This is a genomic window from Rhizobium sp. 11_C7_N12_5, assembly GCF_051811145.1.
GTDB lineage: Bacteria > Pseudomonadota > Alphaproteobacteria > Rhizobiales > Rhizobiaceae > Rhizobium > Rhizobium lusitanum.
In genome coordinates this window covers 2,258,372-2,280,606 of record NZ_JBPWPY010000001.1, presented here as the reverse complement: position 1 = coordinate 2,280,606, position 22,235 = coordinate 2,258,372, and the positions used below count along the sequence as shown (strand labels likewise).

The window sequence follows — 22,235 nt, the reverse complement described above, 5'->3', positions numbered from 1 at the left end:
TGAACACCAGCGTCACTTCCGCCTTGCACACCTCCACCAACCTGACCGCAATCGAACCGGCAGGCGTCATCGATGTCAGCGGCCGCAAGTATATGGCCGATAGCAAGGGCAATCTTGTCCCCCTTGAAATGGTGAAGCCGGCCGAAATCCTTCGCGATGAAACTGTGCGCAAGGTAATGGCTCATGCCAAAGATATCTCCGCGCAGATCGGCCGCTTCAGAAAGCATTCCTTTGACGATCTCGACGGTTACGACGCCATCCTTGAGCAGGAATACGGCGCGAAGGCCGGGGGCGTGAAGGGCAATCGGACCTACACCACGTTCGACGGCCTGTTGATGATCAAGGTTCAAATCAACGATTTCGAGACGGCCGGTCCAGAGCTGCAGGTTGCCAAGAGCCTGATTGACGAGTGCCTGCGGGAATGGACTGACGAAGGCCGGCCGGAGATCCGCGCCATCATCACCCGCGCCTTCGATGTCGATAAGGAAGGCAAAGTCAACCTCCGCGAAATCAAGAAGCTGACCAAGCTCGATATCGATGACGAGCGCTGGGGCAACGCCATGCGTGCGATCGATGACGCCATCACCGTCCAATATTCCAAACAGTACATGCGCTTTTATGAGCGTGCATCCGTAAAGGATGACTGGAGGCCCGTCACTGTCGATATGGCCAAGGCGTGAGGCGCGCCCATGACGAAAAACCTCTTCGACCTTGGTGCCCGCGTTGCCGCCGTCTATCCGATCGGCATGATCGGCGATCCCGAAAACCCGCCGAGCTGGCTTTACGACATCGCTGGCTCGACCTTCCTGATGGAGCATCTTCAACAGGATTTGCCGGAATGGCGGCCGATCGCGGATCTCGCCCGCCATCATCACACAAAGACCGTGGCAAGCGCCCTAGCGGATGCCATGTTTCTTGCCCGCCGTGGAGGTTTCATCGTTAGAGCCGAGGTCAAGGCTCGCCAATACTACGGCGAGACCGAGTTCGAGGCGACGTGGGATCACTACTGCAGCCTCTATCTTCACGCACCTGATGCGTTTGCCATCCTGCCGCGTGTCCTGACGGCTGCGGAAAAGCTCCATGACATCGCCAAGGCGGACTGGCGGCGTGCGGAGGCTGCGCAGCTATGACCGGCGCATTCGACCAGAAAGAGACCGTTTTCACCCAAGGCTATATCCTTAGCTCCCCACAGGGCATCTTGCTTGGTCATAGCTATCGACCCACCGAAGCCGAGGCGATCGCAAGCACCTTCACCAACCCGAAGTTTCGAGACCAGTTTTGGCAAGAGGCGCAGGCCGAGGGCTGGACAATCAAATTCGTCTACGCGCGCATATTCACACCGACGTTCTTTGCCAGATCCGTCCTTGCGGCGGCGCAAGAGCGCGAGAATGCAGGTGCGGCATGAGCTATGAATATGTCCGCAGATACTACGGCGTCGATCCGGTTCCCGGTCAGTTCGTCACCCACCATGTCACCGGCCGGCACGGCGTGATCCGTCGAGAAGGCGGTAGCGACCAACACTACGTGCGTGTTTGTTTCCAGGGAGACAAACAAGCCGTCAATTGCCATCCGACTGAGCTGACCTATCACGGTCGGAAGGTGGCAGCATGAATACCATCGCCGTTATCAACATTGCCCGCCAGCAACTCGGCATGGACGAAGAAACGATACGCGCACTTTATGTGCGCGTAGCCGGCGTCAACTCCCTGCGGGTCATGACAGAAGGCCAGCGCCTTGATGTCATCGAAGAGCTGAAGCGGAAAGGGTTCCATGTCCGCAAGAGCGGCAAGTCCCTACCGGCCTCTACCAAGTCATACATTCGGTTGATCCATGCCCTCTGGAAGTCCTGCCATCGCGGCGGCGTCATTCAGGACGGATCGCGGAAAGCCCTTCGCTCTTTCGTGAAAGAACGCACCGGTACCGACGATCCGGACTTTCTGACTTACGATCAGGCATCCCCTTTGATCGAGGCGCTCAAGCAGATGGAGCGCCGATGCCAGAGCGCCAAGGTCTAACGCCATGAACCGCGCTCCGGCCAATTCGAACCTTCCTTTGTTCGGCTGGTCGGTGCGCTCTGAAATCCTCGCGATCGCCGCCGAGCGACAAGCGTTGAAGATGAAAATTGATCGGATGCGGCCGCGATCGGCGCGGCGGCTGAAGCTGGAAGCGGCACTACGCGAACTCACGAATAGGCAACTTAGCCTCGCCGGCAGGCTTGAAGGACGTACGACTTGAACCACATTCCGAACAACCTGCACGAAGTGCCGCGCTCGCTGGTAGATGTCGCGGAAGTCTTCGGCATGGGTGTGTTCATTCGGTTTGTGGAACATTTCGGGGGGACCGAAGTCAAGTTTAGGCGGCATCCGGGCGATGACCATCCTGTTGTCGTCGCTCTTGGCAAGCAAGACGGATTGGCGTTATGTAACTTCCTGTCGGGACAAACCGTCTATGTGCCGCACATGCGCAGCCGGCGAAACGCCCGCCGCGACGTGCTTCTGCTTCAGGAGCAGGGCAAGACCCGAGCCGAGATTGCTCGGCTACTGTGCATTTCGCAGCGCCATGTGCGCCGGATGGCGAATGCGTCTGAAAACACCAGCCAGTTGAAACTGTTCGACTGATACCGGGCGGACCTTCCGTCCGGGCGATAGTTTCCACGAAAACCAGTTCCTTTTGCCTCGCAACCACCGGCACGCGAGGCAACATGTCTACACTCCTTTCCCGAATTGATGGCAGCACGCTATTGGCGATCGCCGGTGGTCGCTCTCGAATACAGATCGCTATCGCCGATTCGTTCGGCGACATGTTGCCCGAGGCATGCACTGCCTTTCAGATCGATACGCCGCTGCGGCTGGAGCACTTCCTTGCTCAGACGGCTCACGAAAGCGATGCCTTTCGGACGGTCGTGGAATATGCCACCGGGCAGGCCTACGAGGGCCGCAAGGATCTCGGCAATGTCAACGCAGGCGACGGTGTCAGATACAAGGGCCGTGGCCCCATCCAACTGACCGGCCGCAGTAACTATCGTGCGTTCACGAACTGGATGCGCAAGGTCAAGCCGAGCTGCCCGGACTTCGAGGCGCAGCCGGATTGGGTCGCACAATTCCCATGGGCTGGCTGGGCCGCCGTCTACTTCTGGTCCGTCAACGGCTTGAATAGCCTTGCCGACAAAGACGATCTCGTTGCCATCACGCTCAAGATCAATGGCGGCCGCAACGGTCTTGCCAGCCGGTCCAAGTACCTCGCCAGGGCGAAAACCGTTATCGGCACTTTGGTCGCAGATCTTGTCTCACGCGAACAGCAGTTTGCTGTCCTGCGACGCGGCATGAGTGGCTCCTCGATCGAAGATCTGCAGCGCGGCCTGACTGCAGCCGGCGTCTATCACCTCACCATTGACGGCTTTTTCGGTCCCGGCACCGAGCAGGCCATTCGCGCCTTTCAGAAGGCGTCCGGTCTGACAGTCGATGGTGTGGCCGGTGCCAAAACCATCGGCGCGCTCCGTGACCGCAAGTTCCTCAACTGACCTAGAGCCCCTGAAAGGAGCCTGTATGCGCCTTCTCATGTCCCTTTCCGCAGTCGCCGTCTTGTCAGCCGTCGCGCTCTCCAGTTGCGTCACCAGCAAGGTTGCGGAGGCGGATCAGACGATTCAGCAGAAGCTTGCGCAGCTCTGCCCCAAGCTGGATGCCACGCACGACGCCTTCACGATCGCGACGGTGTTCTTCCATGTGCCGGCCAACGTCATCGACGCGGAAAAGACCGCTCATGCCGGCGTGCAGGCATTCTGCACCGACCCATCCACCGTGACCATCGAGAATGCCCCGCAGAAGGTGCAGGACGCGATCGATGCCATCAACAAGGCCCGCGAGAAATCGGGCCAGTAGCTCCAAACCAAAGGAACCCCTATGACCTTGACGTCACGCTTTATTGGCGTTTTTGCGGGTCTGCGATCTGTCGCGGCCGACATCATTCCTCCCAACCCGTTTGCCCTGATCGCCACCGCGTTGGCCTTCCTGATGGTTGGCGGTATCTGCGCCTTCGCCCAGGACGGCAGTGCGCCGGTGGCAGCGGCGAGCTTCTCCGATACGCTTGCGAAAATCAGCGGCATGGTGGAGTCCTTCGCCATTATTGTCGGCTGCGCCTTCGCACTTCTAACGGGCGCTCCACTCGTCAGCGGTGCTATTGGCCTGCTAGGCGTGAAGGATGCTACCCAGCGCGCTCAGTTGGAGAAGCTTTTCAACGACCGGCTTCATTCAGCGATCCAGAACGCCATCCAGTTCGCGGTGACGAAATCGGGCTTGCCGATTTCGGCGGTAACGCTTGGTCAGGTTCTCTCCGACGCCGTTGCCTATCTGCAGGACAAGAACCCCGACACGATCTCCTTCTTCAAACTTGAAGCCAAGCAACTGGAAGATCTTGTTACCGCCAATTGGCCGACCGTCTTCAACTGGCTTAATGGACCAAGTTCAGCCCTCTTCACAGTTCCGCCTGCCGCCGATTCATCTGGCGTCGATGCGACTGGTGCGGCTGTTCAGACTGCTATGAAGGTGGCCCTGCAGGTCGTGGAAGGCACAGCCGCTACCACCGGAGCAAGTCCGCCCGTCACCCGGTAATCACAAACCCAGATGCTTTCAGAGGGTGGCCCACGCCACCCTTTGTCGGCCCATCCCGCGTTCAGAAAGGCTTACTGTGGCGGACAATGAATATTTGACGGCTCGTGTCGATCAACACGAAGCCCGAATTGAAAAGCTGGATCATCGTGTCGGCATCCTAGAGCGAGACGGCGCGGTCACCAACGAACGCATGAGCACAATTCAATCCTCGCTGAATGAGATCAAGACGGCGATCCGAGACTCGAACTCGGGCATTCGTCGTGTGCTGTTGTGGGCCGCCGCCGCGATCGCTGGACCCATGATCAGTGCCATCGTGGTCTTCATCCTGAAAGGCGGCCTGCATGTCTAACGATGCCGATACCCGCCGCAAGGCACGCTCAGACTATGTCTACCGCCGCATGACGATGGCCACCATAGCGGTGTCACTCAATGTCAGTCAGGCAACCCTAGGCCGTTGGAAGAAGACGGCGAAGGCTAACGGTGACGATTGGGATATGGCCCGATCGGCCGCGACGATCGCTGGCGAAGGTCTTGATACCGTCGTCTCCTCGGTGACGGAAGATTTCGTCATCATGGCGCAGGCACTTCTCGATCAGGTCAAGAACAACAAGGATCTGACGCTCGATCAGAAGATCAAGCACATGGTCGCCCTGGGCGATGCCATGGTGAAGGTCACCGCGTCGGCCGGCAAGCTCGCACCGAAGATTTCCGAACTCGGCGTTGCCCAGTCCGTCGTTCAACATCTGGTCAGCTTCGTTCAGGAGCAGTTCCCGCAGCACATTTCCGTGGTGCAGGAAATCCTGATCCCGTTCGGTGACCGTATCGCGACCGCGTTTGCCCCATGAAAAGGCCGAACCTGAAGGCGAAGGTCAGCGAGAAGGATTTCCGCGAGTGGATCTCGGCGAAGGCTGACGAACTGGCCCGATGGGTTGACCTGTCGGTTTCGGCATTTCCGGCTGATCCGAAGGCCAAGGCCGAGCGCCTGGTCAAAGCCCGTCATCCGGAAACGGGCTTTCAGTTCTTTCTGGAAACCTATCTGCCGCACTACGTGAAAGGCGACCATAGTCTCTTTCACGAGGCGATATTTGGACGGGTGCCGGAAGTCATAGCCTCTGAAAAGGGCGTTAGAGATTTGTGGGTCGCGCCTCGCGGTTCGTCAAAATCCACTCATCTATCCCTCGGCTTCGCGCTCTACTGCATCTGCCTCGGCTACAAGCGATATATTCTGGAAGTTTGCGACGTGTACGCGCAAGCGGCGCTGCTGATCGAGGCGATCAAGGCAGAGCTGACGGAAAATCCGCGCTTGTCGAACGACTTTCCGGATGCGACCGGTCAAGGCCGGGTTTGGCGCGAGGGCGAAATCGTCACCAATGGCAACATCCGTGTCGAGGGACTTGGCGCGCTGCAGAAACTGCGTGGCCGCCGCCATGGTCCCTTTCGTCCCGATCTCATGTTCTTTGACGATCTGGAAAACGATGAGGCTGTCCGTTCGCCCGAGCAACGGAAAAAGCTTGAAACATGGATCAAGCGCGCCGCCCTGAAGGTTGGCCCGCCTGACGGTTCCATGGATGTGATCTGGGTCGGCACTGTCCTTCATTATGATGCCGTGCTTGTTCGCGCTGCCAAGTCGCCTGTCTGGCGTGTTGCCGAGTTTCAGGCAATCATCCATTTTCCCGATCGAATGGACCTCTGGGACACGTTCGAGGAATTTTATCAGAACGATGGCGAGGAAGTCGCCCGCGCCTTCTATGCCGAACACAAGGCTGAGATGGATGCAGGCGCGATCGTCAATTGGCCTTCGATGCAGCCGCTTATATGGCTCATGCTGGAACGAGCAGCCGATCACGACAGCTTCCAGACCGAATACCAAAACAAGCCGATCAATGCCGGCAGTCCGTTCAGCAATCTTGTCTTCTGGACGCTGAAGCAGCCCGACCTCATTCACTTCGGCGCGGTCGATCCGTCTCTTGGTAAAAAGGGCCACGGCCGAGATCCGAGCGCCATCCTGATTGGTGGCTTCAATCGACTGCACGGCACTATGGATCTGGTGGAAGCTTCTATCCGTCGTCGCTTGCCCGACATCATCATTGCCGACATCATCGCGCTACAGCGGCAGTATCATTGCCTGCTCTGGTTCGTGGAGTCTGTCCAGTTTCAGGAATTCCTGCGCACCACGTTGATGACGACGGCCGCAAAGCAAGGTGTAGCCATTTCCGCCGTGCCGGTAACTCCTAACGCCGACAAGGATCTACGCATTGAGCGCCTTCAGCCACCGATCGCGGCTGGATTGATCCGCATCAACAGCACGCAACAAACCCTCATCGATCAGCTGCAGCAATGGCCGGATGCGGACCACGACGACGGTCCGGATTGCCTCGATATGCTCTGGCAATACGGTCTCATGTACTCGGGTGGCGCGTCAGCCGGCTCCTCGGGTGGTGTCCAGACTGGAGGCGCGCGAGGTGGCTCTAACATCATGAGAGGCTTACGCCAGTGAAGACACCCAAAAAGGCGAATGCCACCCCTGATCAAGCGACACGCAAAAACCTGCCCGCCAGTGCCACCACGCTGATCGCTAACGCTCGCAACGATATCACCATTCCGTACTATTCGGGCGCGCTGCAGTATCAGGATGATACGCTCCTGCAGCGTGGCGGCGGTCAAGGCCTCAAGATCTATAGCGAGATCAAGCGGGACGGCCGTGCCTATGCCGTGCTGCAGAAACGCGCCAAGCTGCTGTTGGCCCGTGATTGGGTAATGGAGCCGGCGTCAGACGCGCCGATCGACATCGAGGCTGCCGATTTTTGCAAGGAAGTCGTCAACGGCATGGCCTTTGACCGGCTCTGCGAAAACATGTGCGACGCCACGTTGATGGGCTTTTCCATTGACGAGGTTATTTGGGGAAGAAGCGGCAACCGTATCATTCCGACCGCTACTGTGTCGCATGACCAGCGCCGATTTGTCTTTGACGAGGACTGGCGTCCCCGGCTTTTGACTATGACGAGCATGCGTGATGGATTGGAGTTGCCTGACCGCAAGTTCATCGTCCACCGCTTCGATGTTCGCGGCAACAACCCTTACGGCCTCGGGCTCGGCACTCGGCTCTTCTGGCCGGTGTTGTTCAAACGCGAGGGCATAGCCTTCTGGCTGCACTTCCTCGACAAATATGCCGAGCCCACTGTCATCGGCAAAACGCCCTATGGCGTCTTGAGCGATGAGCAGAACAAGCTGCTTCGTACCTTGGAGCAGATCCGCTCCAGCGCCGCCATGACATTGCCGATCGGCACGGATGTCGAGTTCCTTGAGGCATCGCGGTCCGGTGCCGTTAGCTACGAGGATTTCCTGGACTATTGGGACAAAGACATCACCATTACGGTGCTTGGTGAATCCCTTTCAACCGATATTGGCGATGTCGGCTCCAAGGCCGCGTCGGACACTCATGCGGACATGTCGGCGATGCTGGTCGACAGTGACGGCGACCTGCAGGCCGACACGCATCACGGAACGCTTCTTCAATGGCTGGTGGACTATAATTTCCCCGGCGCTGGCGTCCCATGGGTTCGCAGGGTGCGTGCCGAAAACGAGAAGGTGAAGGCGGACACACAAAGCGCCAAGGCGGCCGCTGCGGTAGCAACCAACGGTGCGTTGATCTCCGTCATCTCCACGGCCGCTCAGATCGAAGATGAGAACGTCGCGCGAGAATACATCACGTCGTTTGGGCTGACTGACAACCTTTCGGAGTCCGCGATTGATAGTCTCGTGAAGGCTCGGTTTTCCTTCATGGGGCAGGAAGCCCAGCGCCAGCGGGGCATGCAGCAGCTAGCGGAGACATCGGCCGCATTCGCAGCACTCTTTGACGGGCCGGCCGCCTTAAAAAAAAAGACCATATCTGCGTAAGCTACGCGGCTGACGATGATGCTGTTAGCTCTCTGGCCGATCAGGCCGAGAGTGCATCGGCCAAGTATTTTAACGGCCGACTGGATGCCATTCGCGCCGCGATCGACGCGGCTGAGGATCTGCCGTCCGCCGCCCGCTCGCTCCTCGAGCTCGGCGCGAAATGGACGCCGCTAGTTCTAGGCAATCTGCTTTCTAACCTTTTCGACCTGTCGGCCTTGCAGGGTCGCGATGCCGTCTTTGATGACGACGGCAGCGAGGAAGGCGGCTCCAGCTTCGCTGATGATGCTGTTACCGGTCAGCCGTTTCAGGAGCAGATAGAGTTTTTCCGGCAGAAGCGGGTCAAGCCGACGAAGGCATGGACCGACGCGATGCGTGGGCTTCATGATCGGGCTTTCGTGGTGGCGGGTGCGACCGACACCGACATGTTGTCGGACTTCCAGAACGCCATTGCCTTGTCGATCGAGAACGGCGGCACGCTTGAGACATTCCGGAAAGATTTCGACGGGATCGTTGCCAAGTATGGCTGGCAGTACAAAGGCGAGCCGGGCTTCCGCTCCCGTGTGATGTTCGAAACAAACATCCGCACCAGCTACATGGCCGGCCGCCTGAAGCAAATGCGCGATCCGGCCGTCATCGCGGCTCGCCCGTTTTGGGAATACCGGCATGCAATGCTCCGGGTGCCCAAAAATCCACGCACCCTGCATGTCAAATGGAACGGCCTATGCCTCGCTCATGACGATCCGTGGTGGGATACCCATTTCCCGCCCAACGGATGGTTCTGCACCTGTGGCGTTCGCACCCTCTCGTTGGCCGACCTGAAGAAGCGCGGCAAGGATGGCCCGGACAGAGCGCCCGAGGATCTCATGGTGCCGGCGCAAGACCCCGTCACCAGACAGCTTGTCGAGCGGCCACAAGGCATCGGGTTTGGCTGGGATTATCAGCCTGGGCATCTTTGGGAGCAGGGTTTGGTTCCCTCGGCGCTGCTGGACGAAGGCGGCCCCTCGCTCGACAATCCGCGTATGGCGGTGTCGATCGACCAGCCCGAGCCGATCGCGAATCTCGTTGCCAACGCCAAGCCTTTTGCAGCGAAGCCGTTAGAAGATGGCCTTCAGCCCGAAGACTATGTGCGCGGCTTCCTTCGACCCTTCGGCGCTGATATCGGCCAAGCGGTATTGTTCGAAGATGCGACGGGTACCAAGATCCCGATCTCCGATCAGCTCTTCCGCGATCGCAGCGGCAACCTGAAGGTCATGAAACATGACCGGGCGACGATCACACCGTTGCTCGCCGAGGCGCTCCGAGATCCGGACGAAATCTGGCTGGGCGTAGCGAACAAGACCGACCCCGTGGATGACAGCAAGCAGGACCTGGTCGTTGATCGGCGCTACATCCGCGCAGATCCGAAAAATGGCCTGTTGATCGTCTTCGAGATTGGCGATCGGCTTTGGCAGGCGATCACCGCGTACAACACCACCACGAAGAAGGGTGCGCCGGATCTCGGCGCTCTCGATCGGCGTCGAGGCGGTAAGCTGCTCTTCAAACGGCAGAAACGATAAAGGCCGGGAGTGATCCGGCCTCTTGTCGCTCGGCTATCTTGACCATCACCGGTCTCGCCTTGCGACATTAGCAATATAGGCGAACGCAGAAGGAAAGTCGATATGGCCGGCACCACCATCACCTACAAGGTCAGCATTCAGGATGCCGCGCTGAGCGCAGAACTTGATGCGTTGGCCAGGCGCTCCGAAAACCGCCGCACCTTCTATGTGCAGGTGGGGGAGTACATGCTCAATTCCACCTCTGACAGCTTTGAGAAGGAGCGAACGCCTGACGGCCAGCCGTGGAAGACGCTCATGCCGGCGACGATAAAGCGGCGCGAGGAAAAGCGACAAACCCCGATCAAGATCCTGCGCGCTAGCGGTCGGCTCGCCGGCTCCATCAATTACCGCGCCAGCAACGACGATATGACCATTGGCTCGCCGCTGCCCTATGCCGCCATCCATAACAATGGTGGCGAGATCGAAATGCCGGAGCGCACCCAAACGATCTATCAACATTACGATGAGAAGAATGACGAGATTGACCAGCGCTTCCGCAAGAAGTCGAAATCGAACTTTGCCCGCGACGTGCTGGTGAAGGCGCATTCGATCACCATGCCCGCCCGCACCTATCTCGATATCTCCAAAGAGAACGAAAAGGACATTATCCAGATCGGCCGGGAGTGGTTGCGAGGCGAAAACACCTCACCGAATTAGCGCCCCGTAGGCGCGCATGGAGCTGCGAAGTGGACGATGGGGGCGGCCAATATGGTCGAGCCCCGTTAGAATAGCGTTAGAAACGGAAACAGGGCCGGTCACCTCTGTTTCGCCGCCCGCGACTTGAAACTCTCCGGCCCATAGCGCATTGTCAGTTGAGTTTCCGAAACAGCGGCTGGGCGGACCTATCGTCCTGCCGCATTTGTTTCCAGCATGTTCGAAGGTCGCTTCCAGATTGTTTCTTGGAAGGACCGCATGACCACGCTCACCAGCATCAAAGCTCGTATCGAAGTCTTCCGCAGCGGCACGTTCAAGCCGATGGAAGGTGACGCGATCACGTATTCCGCTGCGGACCTGAAGACGATCGGAGACGTCTACGACCGCGCCAATGCCCCGGCTCCGATCGTCATTGGCCACCCGAAGACGGATGCGCCGGCTTTCGGATGGGTGGACAGCTTCGATTACGATGCTTCGAGCGATCGCCTCTTCGCTAACGTCAGCGAAGTCTATCCGGCTTTTGCCGATGCCGTCCGTGCTGGCAATTACAAGAAGGTCTCTATGTCCTTCTTCCGGCCGACCGAACCGGCCAATCCGGTTCCCGGCTCTTGGTACCCCAAGCATGTTGGCTTCCTCGGTGGCGCGGCTCCCGCCGTCGCCGGCCTTGCGAACGTCCAGTTTGCCGCCGACGCCGCCACCGTCACCTTCACCAGCAATTTTGGCGATCCGGGTTCCGAGCAGGCCGCCAGTCTGTTTCGCGGGCTGCGCGACTTCTTCATCGACAAGTTCGGCCTGGACGATGCCGACAAGGCGCTGCCGTCCTTCAGCATCGACTGGCTGAGCGAAACCACCGCAACGCCGGCCGTGCTGCCCGACTTTTCGGCCACCCCCAAATTCTCTGCCGGTGGACTGATCCAGAAGGTCCCGATCACGCGGGCCAGCCACTCCCAACTCCAAATCACTGAAAAGGAGCCGTCCTTGACGCTGCCCAATCCCGCCTTCGCCGCGCGCGAGGCTGAACTCAATACTCGCGAAGAGACGCTGAAGAAGCGCGAGCGCGAAATCCTGCATACCGGCCATGTGGCCTTTGCCGAGGCGCTGGTTGCCGGTGGCAAGCTCATCGCCGCATCGAAGGACAAGGTTGTTGCCGTTCTTGACGCCCTGCCTGTTGATGTCTCCGTCTCTTTTGCAGCCGGTGATACGACCACGACGTTGCCGGTCGCCACGATGCTTCGCGAGATCCTCGACGCGCAACCGAAAGTGGTTTCGTTCGGCCAGTTGGACCTGCCGGCCGAAACGGCTGGCGGTGGCAGCGCCTCATTCGCTTCCGATGGCAAGGCAGTCGATGCCGGCCAGCTCGTGATTCACCAGAAGGCGCTGGCTTACGTGCGAGAGCATCCGGGTACGGATTATCTTGCCGCCGTCCACGCGGTTTCCTAACGGGGGTTTCAGTCCATGCAGACTTTTAATTCGGTCTTTTCCGACACTTTGATCGCGACGACGGTCTTCGACGCCTACGACCTCGTCGATTACAGCGATGCCAAGGTCACAGCCGACGACGCGCCGGTCAAGGCGGTGGCGCTCAACCCCGCCACCGAGGTCGGCCTTGCCGTCGCCGGTATGTTCATCGGCACTGTCCGCGTGAAGGCGAACGGCGCGATCACAAAGGGCACCAAAGTCATTTCCGCCGCTGGTGGCGGCGTGAAAGCCGCCGCCGCCAACTCCGTCAACCCGTTTGCCATCGCGCATACCGACGCGGCCGATGGCGAATTTGTCGAAATCTTCAAACACTGAGGGTAGCTCCGCATGTCCAACGTCCTGAACCAGCGCACTGCCGCTGTGATCGATCCCATCCTCTCGAACTATGCGCGCGGCTATAAAAATTCCGCGTTCATCGCCACATCGCTTTTCCCCCGCGTTCCGGTTTCGAACCGCTCGATGCAGGTGCTTCGGTTTGGCAAGGATGATTTTCGGTTGGTCAATACCAAGCGCGCGCCCGGCGCGGTTCGCAAGCGCATCCAGTACGGGTTTGGAAGTGATCCGATCGCGCTCCGTCAGGACTCCCTTGAAGGCGTCGTGCCGATCGAGCATCAGCAGGAAGCTGAAAGTATCCCCGGTGTGGATCTCGGTGCCGGCGCAGTCAAGCTGGTCGTGAACGTCACCGAACTCGGTGCAGAAGCGGAAGCCGCAAAGCTTGCCCGCGATCCTGCCAGCTACGACAACAAGCACAAGCTCGCTTTGGCGGGCGCTGATCGTTGGTCCAGTCCGGACAGCGATCCGGAAACGGACATGGATGAGGCGCAGGAGGTGGTGCGCCAGTCGATCGGCCAGTACGCCAATACCCTGGCGCTCAGCGCAACCTCATTCAAGTCGTTAAAGCGGCATCCGAAAATCAAGGAGCAGTTCAAATATACCAGCTCCTCGTCCGTCACGATCGCGATGCTTGCGTCTTTCTTCGACGTGGCGAACGTCGTGGTCGGCCGCGCCGTGTATCTGCCGGAGAATGCCGACGACAGCGCCCCTGCACTGGACATCTGGGGTGACGATGCAATCCTCGCTTATGTGCCCACGGATGGCGGCAACTATCAGGAACCATCTTACGGCTACACCTATGAGCTGTCAGGTTATCCGCAGGTCGAGCAACCGTACTATGACCGCCCGACCAGCAGCTGGATCTATCCGACCACGGTCGAGCGCCGTCCATATCTGGTTGGTGCCGAGGGCGGATTCCTCTTCCAGAACGCTGGCGCCAAGGCAGCTTAAGGGGCGATCGGATGGCTGAGACAACCAAGGTCACGCTGATCGGTCCCGCAAAGATCGGTGGCAAAAGCTACGCCGCCGGCAAGTCGGTCTCGGTAACGGATACCGAGATCGAACATCTGGTAGAGGCCGGTGCCTTGCCCACGGTTAAGTGGGCGACCGCAACATCCGCCAACGATCGTCAAGACCCTGGTGTCGCGCTCGCGGAAGGTCTGCTGCAGGGCATGTGGGATCGGCGCGAACAGGAAATCGCCGAACTCCACGATCAGCTCGCCCTTCTGCGCGAAACCACCGACAAGGAAATCGCCGAGATCCGGACGGCGGCCGACCAGCGCATTGCCGACGCGGAGACCGCAGCGGCAGAGCAGATCAAGGAAGCCCAGGCGTCCGCCAATGATCAGCTCGCGGCCTACCGCAAGGAAGCCGATGCCAAGGTCGCAGCGATCCAGGCGGAGTTGGACGCCCTGAAAACAGACAAGGCGAAGCCCGCGAAATAACCCGGCGCGGGCCACGTCCCTGCGCCACATCGTCGGGGCAGCTCTCCTCTCGGCTGCCCCGCCACCCGTCACCAGTTGGAAACCCGCGATGCCGTATGCCACGCTAGATGATCTGATAGAGCGCGCCGGCCAGAGAGAAATTCTGGATACGGCCGATCGCGACAAGGATGGCGTTGCCGACGCCGACGTAATCGCGTCCGCTCTTGCCACGGCCGAAGCCGAGATCAACGGCTATGCCGCGACCAAGTACACGCTTCCTTTTGTTGAGGTGCCAGCCCTCGTTAGAAACTGGACTGTTTCGCTTGCCCGCTATTACCTGCACCGCTCCAAGCGTCCGGAGCTGGTCAAGGAAGATTACGACAATGCCATCAGTCAGCTCCAGGATGTCGCGGCCGGCAAAATCACCTTGCCGCAGGCTTCGGGCGAAACGCCGTCGCTCGCCAGCGGCACCTATCTGATTTCAGCACCGCCGCCGCGCTTCAGCCGGCGCGCCCTGCAGGGGTTCAACGAATGCTGAACCTGTTCCGCGACCGCTTGGCCGACAAGGCCGAGGCTCTGACATCTGTTGAGATCCTCGAAAATCTTGAGGCGCTGGCGAACATGTCTGCTCCGGAGACCGGCGCGGCGTTCGTCATTCCCTTCCGCGAACGCGCCGGAAAGAACCAGCTGATGGGCGGTGGCTTCAGGCAGAACGTCACCGTGCAGGTCATGGTCGCCTTTGTCGTTCGCAACGATGACGACGCGTCCGGTGCCAAACGCATCAGCCAGTTCGATACCTACAAGCTCGATATTCAGCAGGCGCTTGCCGGCTGGGTACCGGCTTCAGGCAGCGTCCCATGCGAACTCGTCAGCGGCGAGGCCACTCCGCTCGATGACAGCGCCGTGGTCTACGTCCAGGCGTTCGAAACCACCTATTTTCTAACGGGAACCTCTTCATGACCGAGTCTCCGAACAAAGGCGGTCGCTTCTACCGCGACCCTGTTACCGGCGTTGTCAGCGACACGCCGCCCGCGCCGATCGCGGCGACCGAAGCTAGCGTCCCGGCTGCAGCGCCGGACAAAGCCGCCGATATCGTCTTGCCTCCCCTTCGTCTGAAGGGTGCTCAGGCCGCCTCGGCACCTTCCAGCAACGAAACGAAGGAGGACTAAGATGGTAGCTCCAACTCTGGTTAGTCTTGAACCGCGCCTCTTTAACAAGATGGCTGTGCTCATCGACATCGAAACGACAGAGGGCGAGGACGCTCAGCCCACCACCGCCGAGGCGATGATTTTCTCCAACGTTACCTTCCGGCCGATGGTCGCAACACGCGTACAGCGAAATCTCGTCCTGCCCAATCAGGGCAACCAAGGCGTCATTCTGACCGGTCTCAACGCCCAGATCGAATTCGACGTAGAGCTTGCCGGTTCCGGCGTTGCCGGCACGCCGCCCAAGTGGGGCACGCTGATGCGGATCGGCAGCTTCAACGAGATCATCACCGCGACAACCAGCGTCGAATATCGCCGTATCGACGCCAACCGCGAACATGCTTCGGTTTATGTCGTGCTCGACGGTGTCCGCCATATCCTTCTGGGCTGCAGCGCCGCTTTGAAGGCAACGATCAATTCGCTGGGCATTCCGCAACTGCATGGCACGATCACCGGCCTTTGGGGATTGATTAGCGACCAGCCCAATCCTGTCGTCGCTAAAACCGGATGGCTGACGCCCGAGCCCGTCTCACCGGAAGTCACGCAGATGAAGCTGCATGGCTGGCAAGCTGTCGCCGAGAGCCTCGAAATCGATTTTGGCAATCAGGTGGTGACACGCTTCCTGATCGGCTCGAAGAGCGTGCCGATCACCAATTACTCTGCCACCGGCACCGCCGTCGTGCAGGCGACGGATATCGCCACCGTCGATTGGTTCACGAAGGCGAAGTTCCGCGAACGTGGCGTTCTGGATTTCACGCATGGTGTCGCGGCCGGCAACACCATCAACATCAAGTCTCAGTTCGTTGAGACCGGCGAGCCGACGATCGGCCAGACCGACAACATCATCAATTATTCGCTGGGCCTCGACATCTGCACGGATGGAAGCCCCGAAGACATCGTCATGATGCTCACCTGATTTTACCCGCCTCTAACGTTAGGAAAAATGGCAATGACCGAATTCGTACTTGCAGAGAATGACCGCTATTGGTGGCCCGTTGTGGTGCTTTTCCCCGATCCGGAAAAGCCCGGTAGCTTTGTCGAGCAGAAGCTCAGCATGGAGTTCGAGCTGCAGGAGCGCGACGACTACATCAAGAGTAGGAAGCTTGTCGCAGAGATGACCGATCCGGAAGAGATCGTTGCTCACGAACATGCCGAACTGGTGCGCCTCTCCAAAAACTGGTCCGGCGTGGTCGGCAAGAACAAGGAGCCGGTGCCGTTTACAGAGGCCGCCTTGCGCGCGGCGATCCAGAAGCCGTGGTTCCGCACCGGCGTTTACCGAGCAATGAACGAGGCTCAATCGGGCGAAAAGCCCCGATTGGGAAACTAAAGGCGGCGGCGCGCGCCTGGGCATTGGATCACCTGGGCGAGCGAGATCGATCAAAGCCCGTAGAGGTTGATGACGCGCTGGCTCGGGACTTCGCGATATTGGGCCACCATGTCGAAGTCCCGGCGATCAAACAGACGGCGGCCGGCTTCGAGGTGATGCCGTCAAACTGGCCGGCCGTGCTCGCATTCCTTGGTTTGGAAACGCAATGGCGCTCGGTTGGCCTGCACACTCGCATGTTCCTGACTGGCTTTGATTACACGGCTGTCGACGCCTTCCTGAGACGGCGCGGCCTTCCCGATAATGTCTTTGATGATCTCCAGATCATGGAAAATGCGGCACTGGCCGCTATGAACGAGGTCTATCGCCGTGGCAGGTGAATTTCAGTTTGAGATGGTTTTTACCGCTGATACGTCAGCGGTGAAGCCGGCCACGAATGAGGTGAAGTCGGACCTTGCGAATGTTGGCAATGCTGCCGACCAGACGACACAATCGCTAGCCAAACACACAAGCGCGTTGGAGCGCGATGCGGCTGCCGCGAAAAAGGCAGCCGATGCCAGCCGGCAACAAGCGCAAGCCGAGCGCGAAGCTCGCGATGCTCTGGCTCGCACAGTCACATCTATTCCGACCACGTCCGCATCGGCTGCATCCCAGCCGACCACGGCCGAGTCCGCCTACGGTCGATCGGCCGAGGAGCTGAAAGCCAAAATGACGGGTGTCTCTTCCGTCATCGCTCAGGCGACGGCCGAACTTGACAGGCATACCGCGTCCCTGCAGCGCGCGACGATCGCGACACAGCATCAGGTGCAGGCCGATAAGGAATTGTCGGACGCTTTGGCGCAGCAGGCCCGTGCGCCGGCCGCCCCTGCACCCTCTACGCAATCGCCATCACAGCAGCCGCAGACCAATCCTTTGCGGCAGCCGAGCGCTCCGGTGCCGTCGCCTTCCACTCCGCCCGGTCCCGGATCGTCGCCCGAGGATCTCGAACGCCTGAAGGTCGCCTATCTGCCGCTCTATGCGGCTCAGCGCAATTATGAAAAAGCCCTTGCCGATATCGATGCGCTGCAGAAAGCGAACTCTCTCAGCGCTGACGAACACACCGTTGCCATAGCCAAGGCTCAAAAGGCGTTTGACAGCGAGACGACGACTGCCCAGCGAGCCGCCTCGGCGCTTCTCGGCCACAAGGATGCCGTCAAGCTCACCTCATTTGAGCTGAAGAACCTCGGCTTTCAGGCCAACGATACTGTCCAGTCGCTCGCCCTCGGCATGCCGCCGCTGCAGGTGCTTTTGCAGCAAGGTCCGCAGGCCGTGCAGGCTGTCGGCGGCGTCGGCAATTCATTGCGCCTGGTGGGACAGGTGGCGACTGGTGCCAACCTCGCAATCGCCGCTACCGCCACCGCCGTGGTGGCGGGCGCAATGGCGTGGAACAGCTATCTGAAGTCCATCAAACCGGTAGAAATCGCGGCGGCTGGCCTCGGCCGAGCTGTTGCTGGTAGTGCCGGCGAGATGGAGCGCTCCGCTCAGGCCGGCGCGGCTGCTGGCAATGTCAGCGTTAAAGCTGCTCGCGCCATGGAAGCGCAGTTCCTTTCGACCGGTCGTATCGGTTCGGAAAATTTCGAGAAGCTGATCGCGAGTTCGAAAGACTTTGCCGCAACGATCGGCGTCGACTCCGATCAGGCTGGCGCTGTTCTGGCACAGATGTTCGCCGACCCGGCGAAAGCCGCGCAGACTCTGTATCACCAGTATGGCTTGATCGACGGCGCGACGGCCGAGTACGCGACCCGGCTCGCCAATCAGAACCGGCTCTCCGAAGCGCAAACAGTTATTCTCGATGCGTTGCCTGCAAGGCTTGCCCGCGCCAGCGAAGCTACGACGGGTTGGGCGCGAATTTGGGACCGCCTCGGGACAGCGGCCGGCAACGCATACGACAAAGTTGGCGCTGCCATTGATCGTGGTATCACCGGGCCGTCGATCGACAGTCAGGTTGCACAAGCGCGGCAGAAACTTACCCTCGCGCTGAACCAGAAGCAGAGTGGTAGCTTTGGCAGTTGGCTGGCCTCTGGTGTCGTTGATCGCGACATTTCCTCGGCACAATCGACCATTGACACACTCGGACCGATCAGACGACGGCAGCAGGAACAGGAGGCACTAGCCCGCGCAAGGGCACAGGCCGAGCAGGCTGCCGCGAATGCCAGCAGTATCGCCCAACAATCGCCTGCGAATGCCGACCTTCTGCAACGGCAGGGCCTGGAAAATAGCATCGCTGCGCTGCAGTCGGGTGGGAATCAACCAACTCCTGAATTGCAAAATCAGGTCAACGACGCACTCAAGGCAAAAGAGACGCTTCTTGGCAATCTTGCCGATAAGCAGGCAAGGCTCAATGAGATCGACCAACTCGATATTCAGATTCAGAATGCGCGCGATCCCGTCACCCGCGCCGATCTGACCTATCGCCAGCAGAAGCTTCAGCTGGGTCTGCAGGAAATCAATCAGACGACGGCCGAACAGCAGGCGCAGCGTGCCCGCAACGCCATTATTCAATCGGCAGTGGCCACGGCCGGCGCGCAAGCTACAGACATGGAAACGGAGCTGGAGATCCGTAAGCAGCTGGATGCGCAAGTTGTTGCCGGCACTATGACGGCTGATCAGGCGCAGTCCAAAATGCAGGAAGAGCTGCAGTTGCGTCCCCTTATTGCGGCCGCAGATAAGGAGGAAGGCGAAACCAAGCGTCAGCTTCTCGACGTGATAAATCGGCTCCGAGGTGCCTATGGTGACCTCGAAGCGCAACAGAGGCGTATGGCTGCAATCACTATTGCAACCCAATCTCCTGCCAATGCTCCATTGGAGCAGGAAAAGGCGCTCCGTCAACAAATCAGGCAGTTACAAGACGGTGTTGCTGTCGGGGGAAATGACCCCCAAATCACCAGCGAACAGAATGCCGCGCTCGAAGAAAAGCAGCGGCTTCTTGCCGCGCTCGGCAACAAGCAGCAGATCCTTAACGAGATCGATGCGCTCGGCGTTAGAATTCAAAACGAGAGCAATCCTGCCATTCAGGCCGAATTGACGGCTCGCCAGAAGCGTCTGCAGCTCAGCCTCCAGGAAGGCAACGCTGCCGAGAAAGAGGCAGATGTCCAGCGTGCCCGCAACGACATCATCAATTCCACCATCGCTGGCGCATCCAAGCAAGTCAGCGATATGTCTGTCGAGATCGGTATCCGCCAGAAGCTCAACGCCCAGGTCGCGGCCGGTACAATCACCAGCGACGACGCTCAGCGCAAGCTTCAGGAGGAGTTGCAGCTCCGACCTTTAATTGCCGCCGCCGCCACGCTCGAAGGCGAAAAAAAGCAAGAGCTGCTGAAGATCATTGCGGATCTGCGCGCCGGTTACGAGGGTTTGTCAGCCGCCGAAAAACAGGCTGCCGGCAACGACTATCTTCGCGGCCAACAGGACAAGCTGGAGACGCTGCGGGCGCAACAGGCTGTCGTGGGCCAGAGCGAGGCGGCGCAAGCTCGCGTCAACGCGCTCGTCCAGGCCGAGCAAGATATCCGTTCGCGCGGCATCGATGCCGCCAGCCAGCAGGCGCAGATGATCCGCGCCAATGCCGCCGCGATCGCTGATGCCAATGCCCAACTCGAAAAGTCGAAGGACGCCTGGAATACCTACAAGCAGGCCGGAGAGAGCGCCATTGACGAAATCTTCAGCGGCGACAAGCCGGGTGACATCGGCAAGAAGCTCGCCAACACGTTTCTCGATCTGGGCAAACAGCTGATCGTTACGAACCCGCTGAAGAATATGTTGCTCGGGACCAATTACGGCACGATCGGCGACCTGTTCAGCGGCAAGAAGTCGGGCGGCGGTATTCTCGGCGGTCTCGGTCAGAGCGTGGCGACCATGAACGTGACGGCCGCAACAGTGATGCTCAATGGCGGCATCGGCGGCGGGCTAAACCTCTTTGGCACGTCTCCGCAAACAACAGGCAGTATCGGTCAGGTACTAACCGCCGCCAATGGCAACGGCGCTCCTGGCAGCGTTGCATCCTACATCACCCAGGCAGCTTTGAAACGCGGCATGGATCCTGCCATTGCTCTGGGAGTGGCGAAGTCGGAAGGCGGCCTTAGCAGCTGGAACATGCAGTCTAGCGTGTTTAAAAACGGCGTGCAGGAACCGTCATTCGGCCCCTATCAGCTTTACATGAACGGCGGGCTTGGTAACGCATTCATGGCGAAGACCGGCCTAGACCCGAGAATTGCGGCTAACGGTCCTGCAGGCGTCGATTTTGCTTTGGACTATGCCAAGCAGAACGGTTGGGGATCATGGTATGGGGCGGCCAAGGCTGGCATCGGCAACTTCGATGGTATCGGCAAAGTCAACACTTCGCTTAATCAGCTCAGTGGCTCCGTTTCATCCGCCGCAGGAAGTGTCGGGGGCCTGACCTCGGCAACTGGAACTGCCGCCAACGGGTTAACGACCTTCGGCGGCGGCCTCGATCAATTCGGCAATAAGCTCGCCACCTCAATCACCGGAGGCGGCGCGAGCGGTTCTGGCGGCGGCCTGTTCGGTGGCCTCTTTGGCGGCATCGGCAAGCTGTTCGGCTTTGGCGGCGGCGGCGGCTTCAACATCGGCTCGAATGCGACCGTGCCGACGTCTGGCTTTGACCCCTTCAGCGCTTACGCTGGATTCGATGTCGGCGGCTATACCGGTCCCGGTGGCAAGCTCGAACCGGCCGGCGTCGTACATAGGGGCGAGTTCGTCTTTAGCGCCGCCGCTACTGCTCGGGCCGGCGTTTCCAGCCTTGATCGGCTGCACCGCACCCTGCAGGGCTATGCAGACGGCGGCGCGGTCGGCCGCTCGATCACGTCAGCGCCGGGACCGGCTCCGTTGCAGCAGGGAGCAGCAAACCAGAACAGCCCCGGCACCGTGCACCGTACCGAGATGAACGTGTCTCTGGACGTGGCTGGTGCCGACAGCAAGGACGCCGAGGCAGCAGGCTATGCCGGCATGAAGCGCGCCCTTGAGGAATACGACAAGGGTCTGCCCGATCGCGTCCAGTTCATCAACGACAACAAGAGGTGGCGCTGATGGCCGCACTTCCGCTTGAGCAGGTATTTGATTTCCTTCCGATTGCATCGGTCGATTGGAATATCCAGCGCAATGACGAACTGTCGGGCGCGGGCAGCGGCGACATGTGGACGGCCGAATTATCGGACCCGCTCTGGGTCGGCGAGGTCACGCTGGGCGTTGGCCGCAACGATGAGCTGAAGCAAGCGGCGGCGCGCATTCGATCGCTTCGGGGAACGCAAGTCGCCTTCATGATGTGCGACCCGATCAGCCAATATCCGCAGGCCGATCCGAAGGGCTCCATCCTCGGCAATGCTGTGGTCACGCTCCGGACGATTGGCCCCGATCGCATCACCGCCCGCATGAAGGGCTTTCCTCCCGGCTATGTCCTGACGGTCGGCGACAAGCTGCAGATCAACTATCTGGATCTCGCGGCCTTTGTCGAAGTCGGCGCAACAGGTGCGGCCGACGCTGCCGGCAATCTCGACGTTCCGATCTATCCAAACCTTCCGTCGTCTTTCACTGCCGATAGCCTAGTCGTCGTCAAGCGTCCCGCCTGTCCGGTCATCATCGAACCGGAGAGCCATAAGGCGGGCACTGCAACCCGAGACGTGACCGATGGCGCTGGCTTCAAAGTTCTGCAGAAAAGGAGATCCTGA

Annotated in this window: 28 protein-coding genes; 27 read left to right on the top strand and 1 reads right to left on the bottom strand. The window is 59.7% G+C overall.

What is annotated here, in order from left to right; genetic code table 11:
- The first annotated feature begins 92 nt into the window (after positions 1–92).
- From AB8B29_RS11225 to AB8B29_RS11165, 13 genes are all read left to right on the top strand, one after another.
- Positions 93–680 carry a DUF3164 family protein gene (locus AB8B29_RS11225; RefSeq protein ID WP_439006680.1) on the top strand — a complete coding sequence of 196 codons (588 nt, stop codon included), beginning with the start codon at positions 93–95 and terminating at the stop codon, positions 678–680.
- A 9-nt stretch (positions 681–689) separates the two neighbouring features.
- On the top strand, positions 690–1,130 hold the full coding sequence (locus AB8B29_RS11220; RefSeq protein WP_439006523.1) for a hypothetical protein: 441 nt from the start codon (positions 690–692) through the stop codon (positions 1,128–1,130).
- Positions 1,127–1,405, top strand: a complete 279-nt coding sequence (locus AB8B29_RS11215) for a hypothetical protein (protein ID WP_439006522.1) — start codon at positions 1,127–1,129, stop codon at positions 1,403–1,405. The genes AB8B29_RS11220 and AB8B29_RS11215 overlap by 4 nt, the downstream gene beginning before the upstream one ends.
- Positions 1,402–1,611 carry a hypothetical protein gene (locus AB8B29_RS11210; protein ID WP_439006521.1) on the top strand — a complete coding sequence of 70 codons (210 nt, stop codon included), beginning with the start codon at positions 1,402–1,404 and terminating at the stop codon, positions 1,609–1,611. Before AB8B29_RS11215 ends, AB8B29_RS11210 begins: the two co-directional genes overlap by 4 nt.
- Positions 1,608–2,015, top strand: coding sequence for a gp16 family protein (locus AB8B29_RS11205; RefSeq protein ID WP_439006520.1), 408 nt, complete (start codon positions 1,608–1,610; stop codon positions 2,013–2,015). The genes AB8B29_RS11210 and AB8B29_RS11205 overlap by 4 nt, the downstream gene beginning before the upstream one ends.
- Before the next feature lie 216 nt (positions 2,016–2,231).
- Positions 2,232–2,618, top strand: coding sequence for a helix-turn-helix domain-containing protein (locus tag AB8B29_RS11200; RefSeq protein ID WP_439006519.1), 387 nt, complete (start codon positions 2,232–2,234; stop codon positions 2,616–2,618).
- An 83-nt stretch (positions 2,619–2,701) separates the two neighbouring features.
- Positions 2,702–3,520 carry a peptidoglycan-binding protein gene (locus AB8B29_RS11195; protein ID WP_439006518.1) on the top strand — a complete coding sequence of 273 codons (819 nt, stop codon included), beginning with the start codon at positions 2,702–2,704 and terminating at the stop codon, positions 3,518–3,520.
- Between the two features lie 25 nt (positions 3,521–3,545).
- Entirely contained in the window at positions 3,546–3,878 is a 333-nt protein-coding gene (locus tag AB8B29_RS11190; RefSeq protein WP_439006517.1) for a hypothetical protein, read from the top strand.
- Positions 3,879–3,899: 21 nt separating this feature from the next.
- The gene (locus AB8B29_RS11185; protein ID WP_439006516.1) at positions 3,900–4,607 is read left to right on the top strand and encodes a hypothetical protein; all 708 of its coding nucleotides are present in this window, start codon (positions 3,900–3,902) and stop codon (positions 4,605–4,607) included.
- A 25-nt stretch (positions 4,608–4,632) separates the two neighbouring features.
- A complete protein-coding gene (locus AB8B29_RS11180; protein WP_439006515.1) occupies positions 4,633–4,956 on the top strand; it encodes a hypothetical protein in 324 nt (107 codons plus the stop codon).
- Complete coding sequence (locus AB8B29_RS11175; RefSeq protein WP_439006514.1) at positions 4,949–5,452, top strand: DUF1804 family protein; 504 nt, start codon at positions 4,949–4,951, stop codon at positions 5,450–5,452. The genes AB8B29_RS11180 and AB8B29_RS11175 overlap by 8 nt, the downstream gene beginning before the upstream one ends.
- Positions 5,449–7,104, top strand: coding sequence for a phage terminase large subunit (gene terL, locus AB8B29_RS11170; RefSeq protein WP_439006513.1), 1,656 nt, complete (start codon positions 5,449–5,451; stop codon positions 7,102–7,104). Before AB8B29_RS11175 ends, terL begins: the two co-directional genes overlap by 4 nt.
- Positions 7,101–8,504 (top strand): phage portal protein family protein, encoded by a 1,404-nt coding sequence (locus tag AB8B29_RS11165; RefSeq protein WP_439006512.1) that lies wholly within the window; start codon positions 7,101–7,103, stop codon positions 8,502–8,504. The genes terL and AB8B29_RS11165 overlap by 4 nt, the downstream gene beginning before the upstream one ends.
- Positions 8,505–8,680: 176 nt before the next feature.
- Here AB8B29_RS11165 and AB8B29_RS11160 read toward each other — a convergent pair whose 3' ends face one another.
- Entirely contained in the window at positions 8,681–8,887 is a 207-nt protein-coding gene (locus AB8B29_RS11160) for a hypothetical protein (RefSeq protein WP_439006511.1), read from the bottom strand.
- Here AB8B29_RS11160 and AB8B29_RS11155 point away from each other — a divergent pair.
- The 14 genes from AB8B29_RS11155 (at position 8,873) to AB8B29_RS11090 (ending at position 22,235) form a co-directional block, all read left to right on the top strand.
- Positions 8,873–10,060, top strand: a complete 1,188-nt coding sequence (locus AB8B29_RS11155; protein ID WP_439006510.1) for a PBECR2 nuclease fold domain-containing protein — start codon at positions 8,873–8,875, stop codon at positions 10,058–10,060. The genes AB8B29_RS11160 and AB8B29_RS11155 overlap by 15 nt on opposite strands.
- A gap of 102 nt (positions 10,061–10,162) precedes the next feature.
- Positions 10,163–10,756: a phage virion morphogenesis protein gene (locus AB8B29_RS11150; protein ID WP_439006509.1), complete on the top strand. Its 594-nt coding sequence runs from the start codon at positions 10,163–10,165 to the stop codon at positions 10,754–10,756.
- A gap of 255 nt (positions 10,757–11,011) precedes the next feature.
- Positions 11,012–12,193 (top strand): hypothetical protein, encoded by a 1,182-nt coding sequence (locus AB8B29_RS11145; RefSeq protein ID WP_439006508.1) that lies wholly within the window; start codon positions 11,012–11,014, stop codon positions 12,191–12,193.
- A 15-nt stretch (positions 12,194–12,208) separates the two neighbouring features.
- A complete protein-coding gene (locus tag AB8B29_RS11140) occupies positions 12,209–12,547 on the top strand; it encodes a hypothetical protein (protein ID WP_439006507.1) in 339 nt (112 codons plus the stop codon).
- A 12-nt stretch (positions 12,548–12,559) separates the two neighbouring features.
- Positions 12,560–13,516: a hypothetical protein gene (locus AB8B29_RS11135; RefSeq protein WP_439006506.1), complete on the top strand. Its 957-nt coding sequence runs from the start codon at positions 12,560–12,562 to the stop codon at positions 13,514–13,516.
- Positions 13,517–13,527: 11 nt separating this feature from the next.
- On the top strand, positions 13,528–14,010 hold the full coding sequence (locus AB8B29_RS11130; protein ID WP_439006505.1) for a hypothetical protein: 483 nt from the start codon (positions 13,528–13,530) through the stop codon (positions 14,008–14,010).
- Between the two features lie 88 nt (positions 14,011–14,098).
- Positions 14,099–14,527 carry a gp436 family protein gene (locus tag AB8B29_RS11125; protein ID WP_439006504.1) on the top strand — a complete coding sequence of 143 codons (429 nt, stop codon included), beginning with the start codon at positions 14,099–14,101 and terminating at the stop codon, positions 14,525–14,527.
- Complete coding sequence (locus tag AB8B29_RS11120) at positions 14,521–14,949, top strand: phage tail terminator protein (protein ID WP_439006503.1); 429 nt, start codon at positions 14,521–14,523, stop codon at positions 14,947–14,949. The genes AB8B29_RS11125 and AB8B29_RS11120 overlap by 7 nt, the downstream gene beginning before the upstream one ends.
- Positions 14,946–15,158: a hypothetical protein gene (locus AB8B29_RS11115; RefSeq protein WP_439006502.1), complete on the top strand. Its 213-nt coding sequence runs from the start codon at positions 14,946–14,948 to the stop codon at positions 15,156–15,158. The genes AB8B29_RS11120 and AB8B29_RS11115 overlap by 4 nt, the downstream gene beginning before the upstream one ends.
- A 1-nt stretch (position 15,159) precedes the next feature.
- Positions 15,160–16,110 carry a phage tail tube protein gene (locus tag AB8B29_RS11110; RefSeq protein ID WP_439006501.1) on the top strand — a complete coding sequence of 317 codons (951 nt, stop codon included), beginning with the start codon at positions 15,160–15,162 and terminating at the stop codon, positions 16,108–16,110.
- A 33-nt stretch (positions 16,111–16,143) separates the two neighbouring features.
- Positions 16,144–16,521, top strand: a complete 378-nt coding sequence (locus AB8B29_RS11105) for a hypothetical protein (protein WP_439006500.1) — start codon at positions 16,144–16,146, stop codon at positions 16,519–16,521.
- A 98-nt stretch (positions 16,522–16,619) separates the two neighbouring features.
- Positions 16,620–16,898: a DUF1799 domain-containing protein gene (locus AB8B29_RS11100; protein ID WP_439006499.1), complete on the top strand. Its 279-nt coding sequence runs from the start codon at positions 16,620–16,622 to the stop codon at positions 16,896–16,898.
- Positions 16,888–21,597, top strand: coding sequence for a phage tail length tape measure family protein (locus AB8B29_RS11095; protein WP_439006498.1), 4,710 nt, complete (start codon positions 16,888–16,890; stop codon positions 21,595–21,597). Before AB8B29_RS11100 ends, AB8B29_RS11095 begins: the two co-directional genes overlap by 11 nt.
- The gene (locus tag AB8B29_RS11090; protein WP_439006497.1) at positions 21,597–22,235 is read left to right on the top strand and encodes a hypothetical protein; all 639 of its coding nucleotides are present in this window, start codon (positions 21,597–21,599) and stop codon (positions 22,233–22,235) included. Before AB8B29_RS11095 ends, AB8B29_RS11090 begins: the two co-directional genes overlap by 1 nt.

Coding starts and splice junctions, on each gene's coding strand:
- AB8B29_RS11125 (WP_439006504.1), top strand. CDS start 14,099: ATGCCGTATGCCACGCTAGATGATCTGATAGAGCGCGCCGGCCAGAGA.
- AB8B29_RS11175 (WP_439006514.1), top strand. CDS start 4,949: ATGTCTAACGATGCCGATACCCGCCGCAAGGCACGCTCAGACTATGTC.
- AB8B29_RS11210 (WP_439006521.1), top strand. CDS start 1,402: ATGAGCTATGAATATGTCCGCAGATACTACGGCGTCGATCCGGTTCCC.
- AB8B29_RS11160 (WP_439006511.1), bottom strand. CDS start 8,887: ATGAAGCCCACGCATCGCGTCGGTCCATGCCTTCGTCGGCTTGACCCG.
- AB8B29_RS11220 (WP_439006523.1), top strand. CDS start 690: ATGACGAAAAACCTCTTCGACCTTGGTGCCCGCGTTGCCGCCGTCTAT.
- AB8B29_RS11145 (WP_439006508.1), top strand. CDS start 11,012: ATGACCACGCTCACCAGCATCAAAGCTCGTATCGAAGTCTTCCGCAGC.
- AB8B29_RS11135 (WP_439006506.1), top strand. CDS start 12,560: ATGTCCAACGTCCTGAACCAGCGCACTGCCGCTGTGATCGATCCCATC.
- AB8B29_RS11150 (WP_439006509.1), top strand. CDS start 10,163: ATGGCCGGCACCACCATCACCTACAAGGTCAGCATTCAGGATGCCGCG.
- AB8B29_RS11205 (WP_439006520.1), top strand. CDS start 1,608: ATGAATACCATCGCCGTTATCAACATTGCCCGCCAGCAACTCGGCATG.
- AB8B29_RS11130 (WP_439006505.1), top strand. CDS start 13,528: ATGGCTGAGACAACCAAGGTCACGCTGATCGGTCCCGCAAAGATCGGT.
- AB8B29_RS11225 (WP_439006680.1), top strand. CDS start 93: ATGGCCGATAGCAAGGGCAATCTTGTCCCCCTTGAAATGGTGAAGCCG.
- AB8B29_RS11120 (WP_439006503.1), top strand. CDS start 14,521: ATGCTGAACCTGTTCCGCGACCGCTTGGCCGACAAGGCCGAGGCTCTG.
- AB8B29_RS11195 (WP_439006518.1), top strand. CDS start 2,702: ATGTCTACACTCCTTTCCCGAATTGATGGCAGCACGCTATTGGCGATC.
- AB8B29_RS11110 (WP_439006501.1), top strand. CDS start 15,160: ATGGTAGCTCCAACTCTGGTTAGTCTTGAACCGCGCCTCTTTAACAAG.
- AB8B29_RS11155 (WP_439006510.1), top strand. CDS start 8,873: ATGCGTGGGCTTCATGATCGGGCTTTCGTGGTGGCGGGTGCGACCGAC.
- terL (WP_439006513.1), top strand. CDS start 5,449: ATGAAAAGGCCGAACCTGAAGGCGAAGGTCAGCGAGAAGGATTTCCGC.
- AB8B29_RS11140 (WP_439006507.1), top strand. CDS start 12,209: ATGCAGACTTTTAATTCGGTCTTTTCCGACACTTTGATCGCGACGACG.
- AB8B29_RS11215 (WP_439006522.1), top strand. CDS start 1,127: ATGACCGGCGCATTCGACCAGAAAGAGACCGTTTTCACCCAAGGCTAT.
- AB8B29_RS11115 (WP_439006502.1), top strand. CDS start 14,946: ATGACCGAGTCTCCGAACAAAGGCGGTCGCTTCTACCGCGACCCTGTT.
- AB8B29_RS11190 (WP_439006517.1), top strand. CDS start 3,546: ATGCGCCTTCTCATGTCCCTTTCCGCAGTCGCCGTCTTGTCAGCCGTC.
- AB8B29_RS11185 (WP_439006516.1), top strand. CDS start 3,900: ATGACCTTGACGTCACGCTTTATTGGCGTTTTTGCGGGTCTGCGATCT.
- AB8B29_RS11105 (WP_439006500.1), top strand. CDS start 16,144: ATGACCGAATTCGTACTTGCAGAGAATGACCGCTATTGGTGGCCCGTT.
- AB8B29_RS11090 (WP_439006497.1), top strand. CDS start 21,597: ATGGCCGCACTTCCGCTTGAGCAGGTATTTGATTTCCTTCCGATTGCA.